This window comes from Calothrix sp. CBUCES-K 9914 (genome assembly GCF_059640475.1).
Genome location: NZ_JBXXZH010000380.1, coordinates 1 through 6,513 on the forward strand (window position 1 = coordinate 1; position 6,513 = coordinate 6,513).

Genomic DNA, 6,513 nt, shown 5'->3' on the forward strand with positions numbered 1-6,513 from the left:
CAAAGAGGTTGTGCGAACTAAATATTTTGCCATGCCACCGATGACAATGACAGAAGCTTTAGAGCAACTGCAAATGGTGGGACACGACTTTTATATGTTCCATAATGTGGAAACTGACGAAATTAACGTTATTTACGAGCGTAACCACGGTGGATATGGCGTTATCCAACCCCGCAAAAATAATAATGGTAATGGACACACCAACGGTCATAGCAAAAACGGTAAAGCAAATCATTCGAGTGTGGTGATGCCTGAAAAACCCCATGTGAACCGATAATTTAATCCCCCCAACCCCCCTTAATAAGGGGGCTTAAGATTTTGTTTATCCTTAATAAGAGAAACTAAGATTTGTGTACTTTCTTGTTCCCCCCTTATTAAGGGGGGCTAGGGGGGATTAAAATTAGCTTTGTAACGCAACCCAACATTAAAACACCGCGCGTACAAAGTGAACAAAATCTGGCTGTATAGTTTTTTAGTGGTAACTTTGGGAATGCTGTTATTTACCTGGCGTTCTTTTAGTGTGCCTCTAACTTCGACTAAAACTACGCAAAAATATACAATCACAACATCTCAAAAAATTGAGTACGAAGCGCGCGCTCTACCAGACAGTATAGCTCATATAGTTAAAATTCCAGCCAACAGCGAGTACTTGGTGACTCCTGTAGTCTCAGAGAAATTAAATACGGTTGAAGAATTTGCCCAAAACCACAAAGCTGTTGCCGTGTTAAACGCAGGTTATTTTGACCCAGTTAATCAAAAATCAACGTCTTATATTACTTTACAAAGAAAGTTAGTTGCAGACCCAAAATTAAATGAGAGACTTGTAAATAATCCTAAATTAAAGCCTTATTTACCTAAAATCTTTAATCGTACAGAATTTAGAAGATTATCGTGTGATTCTAAAATACAATATGAAATAACGCTACATGAAGACAAAACGGCGCCTAACTGTCAAATTATCGATGCAATTGGCACCGGTTCAAGATTATTACCCGAACTGACTTTAGTCCAAGAAGGTTTTGTAGATAACACTAACGGTCGGGATGCAATTGGTAGCACCCAACTTAACGCTCGAAGTGCTGTGGGAATTACTGAGGATGGAAGTATTATTTTATTAATGGTAGCGCAAAAACCAGAAACACCATCGGGTATATCTTTACCTGCATTAGCTGATTTAATGAAAAATTTAGGCGCTAACTCAGCAATGAATTTAGATGGTGGTAGTTCGTCTTCGCTTTACTATAATGGTACAACTTATAATGGCAAAATAGATAGACAAGGGAAAAATACTATTCGTCCTGTTAAATCAGTATTGTTGGTAAAATAATTTTAAGAGAGGTTTTGTATAATTTGGACTTTGGACAAAATAGTAAGTTTGCGAACAATAGTTGTGAACTAAAAAAGGAGGTTCTTCCGTACTTAGCGTGCTAAATCTGTTAAAAAATTAGGTTTAAAGCCTTACTGTGCTTATTTTACAGCCATTATTACATTTATAAATATTAAATTTATTAAATTTCAACTATAAATGCTTGTAAGCCTTGATTATAAAGGAGATTTATCGATTTAAATTAAAATTTAGCACGTTAAGTACGGAAGAGCCGTTTGTCTTTGTTTGGTTCTTAGTGTCGAAATTAAAATTTTTTGGAAACGTCTGTATAGAACTTCTCTCAACAGTTGAAAGTGGACGTACAAGCTTTAAATTTCTACAAGCATCATTTTTATGTGGAACATAGTTTTTAGAGAATTTCCGCGCATATTGCCTTACACTTATTGGATGAGGCGCCAAACTTCCATGTAACAGAAAAAGTAATTCTAATTTGGTGATATTAAATATACTAATACTGAACATCAAACTGTAACTTTTTTACCATATTTATTAAATAAATCATTCAAAGCTTCAATTAATAAAGCTTATACCGTTGTATCTTCTTCTAACGCTAGTTTATTAAGCTCTACTGCTACTAGAAAATAGTTTACTTTGTTATTGGTACTAGTAAAAACAACCTTGGTAGCAAAGTAGCGAAGGCGCCGTTTGATAGATTTTTTACATCAGCGCCTGTTTTTTGGGTGCCGTTTTTGATTAGTGCTTCCTTTTTTGAAACTTACAAGTACCCATGTATTTTAGTATCTTCATATTTAATTAAGGTGCTTGGCGCCGCTTGGCAATTGATTCTGTGGTAGTTTTGACAGTGATAAAAATAATACTTAGTCGTGAAAAGTTATTTGGTTGCAATTGCATAAGTCAATACATACGGGAAATATTATCTAGGAGTAGGTTTGATTAACTGGCGCCTGAGTTATTAATTATGAGCAGAGTAATAAAAATGCAACGTAAACTCAAAGTTTTTACAGTTAAAAAATATTAAACGTAATGGGATGTCGCGTTTGAAAGGTACGCGCACGGAAGCTGACGCAATTCTCAAACTTGTATCACCTCAAGATGCTATTCACGCTTATGATTTTGATGCAAATTATAACTTTGTAACCAATCCAGAACTTAAAAAATATCGGTTCCTATTATTTGCTACTCATGGAATTGTTGATACTACAAACCCTGAACTGTCAGGTATTGTACTATCGCAAGTTGATAAACAAGGTAAACCTGTTGAAAAAGGTTATTTACGCTTGGGTGACATCTTTAACTTAGACTTAGGCGCCGAACTAGTTGTACTAAGCGCATGTGACACTGGTTTGGGTAAAGATGTTAAGGGTGAAGGATTAGTAGGGTTAACACGAGGATTAATGTATGCGGGTTCAAAGCGCGCGGTAGTTTCCTTGTGGCAAGTTAGTGACGAAGGTACATCTAAATTAATGCCTATATTCTACAAAGCTATTATACAAGGGAAGGCGCCGACAATTGCTTTACGAGAAGCACAATTACAGTTGTGGAATAGTAATGAATGGAAAAGTCCATATTATTGGGCACCGTTTACTTTACAAGGTGATTGGAAATAATTAAAGTTAGGCGCCGTTTTATTTACTTGTGTTTCTTAAGCCATTTTCAATCACCTACAATGATTAAGCTACTAGCAATAATAAGACTAGTAGCTTTTATTGTCTCGGCGTAAAAATTTAGAGCGTCATTGCTTGACTATTTCAGAAATGTATTCATTTTTATTATCTTGATTATCAAATCTAAGTCTTAAATAAATATTTTCCCCAATTCCTGGTATAACTTCACCATCAGAAGTGCGTGTACTATCTTTCGCAAACTAAAAAACTTGAATTTACTATGTATACAATAGTACTCGGTTAAGACATTAACTTAAAATCAATCCCCCTAAATCCCCCTTAATAAGGGGGACTTTAAGAGGTTTTTAGCCCCCTTAATAAGGGGGTTAGGGGATTTTTATTTTATCCCTTGTAGCATTGACTATTTATATGTTCCTCAAATTCATTTATCATATTTATTTTTGTTGAAAAAAATAAGTATTGTCTGATATTATATTAAATAATAAATGCATCGTTTTAGTTTGATTATCAATATCAAAATCAAAGCTCTTTGGAAACGTCTGTATATAACTCCTTTCTATCGCAGTTAAGGGACGCACTTTTTTTAAATCTCTACAAGCATCATTCTTGTGAGGAATGTAGTTCTTAGATATCGGTCTATTTGTTCCCCTCACGGTAGGACTCGGTTCATCTACACTAAAAATTGCTTTACGTTGGTAACTGCACGCGTGACGATAATAAAATTCTGTTCCTAGAGAATCTCCTAAATAATCTCTAACACTCATAGGATGAGGCGCCAATCTTCCATGCAGCAGAGAAAGTAATTCATCATCACTACCATTCAACACTCCAATACATATGTATCTTTTTCTTGCTTGTGGAACACCACATAGTGAAGCATTTAATATAGTCTCAGTTAAACCATATCCACAAGCTTTGAAAATTTCCTTGACTTGTTTGTATTTATTACTCTTCTTATATCTCTCGACATTCTCTAATACAAATATTTTGGGTTTAACATGTTGAATAATGCGCGCGTAACTTATACTCAATTTCCCCCTGTCATCATCCTCGTTACGTTTCCCTGCATTTGAGAAGCTCTGGCAAGGTGCCCCACCAATAATAACGTTACAGTTTTTATCCTCTAAGAATGAGTAACTATTCTCAGGTTTACTCAGGTCACAACTATATATAGAAGGCACCTGTTGCTTTTTCTTGTTGTTGTTGCAGGCAGTTCGCGGATGTTTCCAGACAAGGAAGCTGTCCCTTCATCACTCTCCACATGTCATCATTAAATTGCTTCTGTATAAGAGCATCTATATTCGGTTTATCGAACGGGTTTTGCGGCGCCTTCGGTAACTTCTATATTAACTTCAATCAAATTAGACCTGCTCTTAATATTATCTATAGCCTTGAGTAATTTATTATGATTCGCCTCTGATGCCATTAAATAAGCAGTTTCATCAACATCATATACAACAATTTCAATTTCTTTGTTCTGGAAAGTAGCCTTTAATGCATCAAGAAAGCTTTGGTTTAGTTGGCTAGCATTCACACGATAAGTTACATGCATAATTTTAAACTTTTACTTTCTTTACTTATTATAAACAAGACTTACAATATTGTCATAATACGCTCGTTGGTGCGTGACGCTACAAGGCTTATCGCAGGAACTGAAGTTTTTTCGTAGCGTCACACACCCTACGTTCTTCATATTACGCACGTATTGGTGGGGCAAATTAATTTACGTCTTTCGCCGTTACCCTGGTTATGGCACAATATAAAGCGATGATAAGAGAAATATAGCAAAAGGTAATAAGGGTGAGTTCAACTGCTCAAGCTACAGCAAACACTCGTCGTGTAGTTTTTCCATTTACAGCAATTGTCGGTCAGGAAGAAATGAAGCTGGCTTTGCTGTTGAACGTCATTGACCCCAAAATTGGTGGTGTAATGATTATGGGGGATAGAGGAACGGGTAAGTCCACCACCATCCGCGCGTTGGCCGACTTGCTTCCAGAAATTCCCGTTGTTGAAAATGACCCATTTAACAGTCACCCTAGTGACCCCGAATTAATGGGTGATGATGTTCGCGCGCATATACAGCAAGGAAATAACGTTTCTGTCGTGCAGCGTAAAGTGCTGATGGTTGATTTACCTTTAGGCGCCACCGAAGACCGGGTTTGCGGCACAATTGATATAGAAAAGGCACTTTCAGAAGGTGTAAAAGCGTTTGAACCAGGATTACTTGCCAAAGCAAACAGGGGTATATTATATGTTGATGAAGTCAACTTGTTAGATGACCACCTAGTTGACGTACTCCTCGACTCAGCAGCAAGCGGTTGGAACACCGTCGAACGTGAAGGTATTTCAATTCGTCACCCCGCGCGCTTTGTATTAGTTGGTTCCGGCAACCCAGAAGAAGGAGAACTGCGTCCCCAGTTACTCGACCGTTTTGGAATGCACGCTGAAATACGCACCGTTAAAGAACCAGCATTACGAGTTCAAATTGTCGAACAACGTTCAGAATTTGACCAAAACCCTCATCCTTTCTTAGAAAAGTACCAACCACAGCAAGATGAGTTGCAGCAACGTGTCATCAACGCTCAAAATTTATTACCCTCGGTTAATATGGACTATGACCTACGGGTAAAAATTTCTGAAGTTTGCGCCGAACTTGATGTAGATGGTTTGCGGGGTGATATCGTTACCAACCGCGCGGCAAAAGCAATTACTGCCTTTGAAGGACGCAACGAAGTAACAATAGATGATATTCGTCGCGTAATTACACTGTGTCTACGTCATCGTTTACGTAAAGACCCGCTTGAATCTATAGATTCAGGGTATAAAGTTGAAAAAGTATTCGGTCGCATTTTTGGCGTCGAAATACCAGAAGATACTGCATCTAAAAATGGTACGGGTGTAAAAACTGGAGTTCGATAAATACTGGCAACGGATTGAACGGATGTAACGGATAGTTTATTGGTCAGTAACAAGTTGTGGGTACGGCGCCTCAAAATAAACATTACAAACCATCCGTTACATCCGTTGCCAACCTTTAACCCCTAAATTCATATGCAAACTTTACGATTTTGGTTTAGCACTTTTGTTTATATAAGTCAATATAACCCACCTCGGTTTATCGAATTTGTAATGTTATTCCTTGCGATGTTAATGCTAGCAGCATCCATGGCATTTCCAACACAAAAACCTTACATGGTGCTAGCATTAAGCTTCGTCGTCGGTTCCGCAATTTCAATTTTGGTTCGTGAAGCACTTGAACCAACCTATGGAGCGCGCGTAACCAAAATAAATGCCATTTTAATGCTAATCATCGGCTTATACGGCTTCATTGATGTGATACATAATACCTAGTAGAGTTGCCTTTGTGGCACAGGCATCTCACCTGTGCTGCATAAGTTGTGCCAAAGCAGAAATACTGATAAGTATAAGTTCAGTAATTGGCATAAATTAAGGGTAACTAGCAATGAATAAAAGTCATATAGCGTTTTTCGGTCTAGTGAAGTACAATAGATAGAATAAAGCTGTGCATCTCCATAAAAA

7 protein-coding genes are annotated in these 6,513 nt (G+C 37.3%); 5 read left to right on the forward strand and 2 right to left on the reverse strand.

Features of this window, described 5'->3' with window-relative positions; genetic code table 11:
• From AC2JBO_RS41765 to AC2JBO_RS41775, 3 genes are all read left to right on the forward strand, one after another.
• Window positions 1-277, forward strand: a 277-nt coding sequence (locus AC2JBO_RS41765; RefSeq protein ID WP_496959514.1) for a sigma 54 modulation/S30EA ribosomal C-terminal domain-containing protein, incomplete at its 5' end; no start/stop codon positions are given.
• A 213-nt stretch (window positions 278-490) separates the two neighbouring features.
• Window positions 491-1,327, forward strand: coding sequence for a phosphodiester glycosidase family protein (locus AC2JBO_RS41770; protein WP_496959515.1), 837 nt, complete (start codon window positions 491-493; stop codon window positions 1,325-1,327).
• Window positions 1,328-2,361: 1,034 nt separating this feature from the next.
• Window positions 2,362-2,955 (forward strand): CHAT domain-containing protein, encoded by a 594-nt coding sequence (locus tag AC2JBO_RS41775; protein WP_496959520.1) that lies wholly within the window; start codon window positions 2,362-2,364, stop codon window positions 2,953-2,955.
• A gap of 452 nt (window positions 2,956-3,407) precedes the next feature.
• Here the strand turns inward: AC2JBO_RS41775 and AC2JBO_RS41780 are convergent, their stop codons facing one another.
• Window positions 3,408-4,154, reverse strand: a complete 747-nt coding sequence (locus AC2JBO_RS41780; protein WP_496959516.1) for a DNA cytosine methyltransferase — start codon at window positions 4,152-4,154, stop codon at window positions 3,408-3,410.
• A gap of 125 nt (window positions 4,155-4,279) precedes the next feature.
• The gene (locus tag AC2JBO_RS41785) at window positions 4,280-4,525 is read right to left on the reverse strand and encodes a hypothetical protein (protein WP_496959517.1); all 246 of its coding nucleotides are present in this window, start codon (window positions 4,523-4,525) and stop codon (window positions 4,280-4,282) included.
• A gap of 248 nt (window positions 4,526-4,773) precedes the next feature.
• Here AC2JBO_RS41785 and bchI point away from each other — a divergent pair, with 248 nt between their 5' ends.
• Window positions 4,774-5,892: a magnesium chelatase ATPase subunit I gene (gene bchI, locus AC2JBO_RS41790; protein WP_496959518.1), complete on the forward strand. Its 1,119-nt coding sequence runs from the start codon at window positions 4,774-4,776 to the stop codon at window positions 5,890-5,892.
• Between the two features lie 132 nt (window positions 5,893-6,024).
• A complete protein-coding gene (locus AC2JBO_RS41795; RefSeq protein WP_496959519.1) occupies window positions 6,025-6,324 on the forward strand; it encodes a hypothetical protein in 300 nt (99 codons plus the stop codon).
• Window positions 6,325-6,513: the final 189 nt, after the last annotated feature.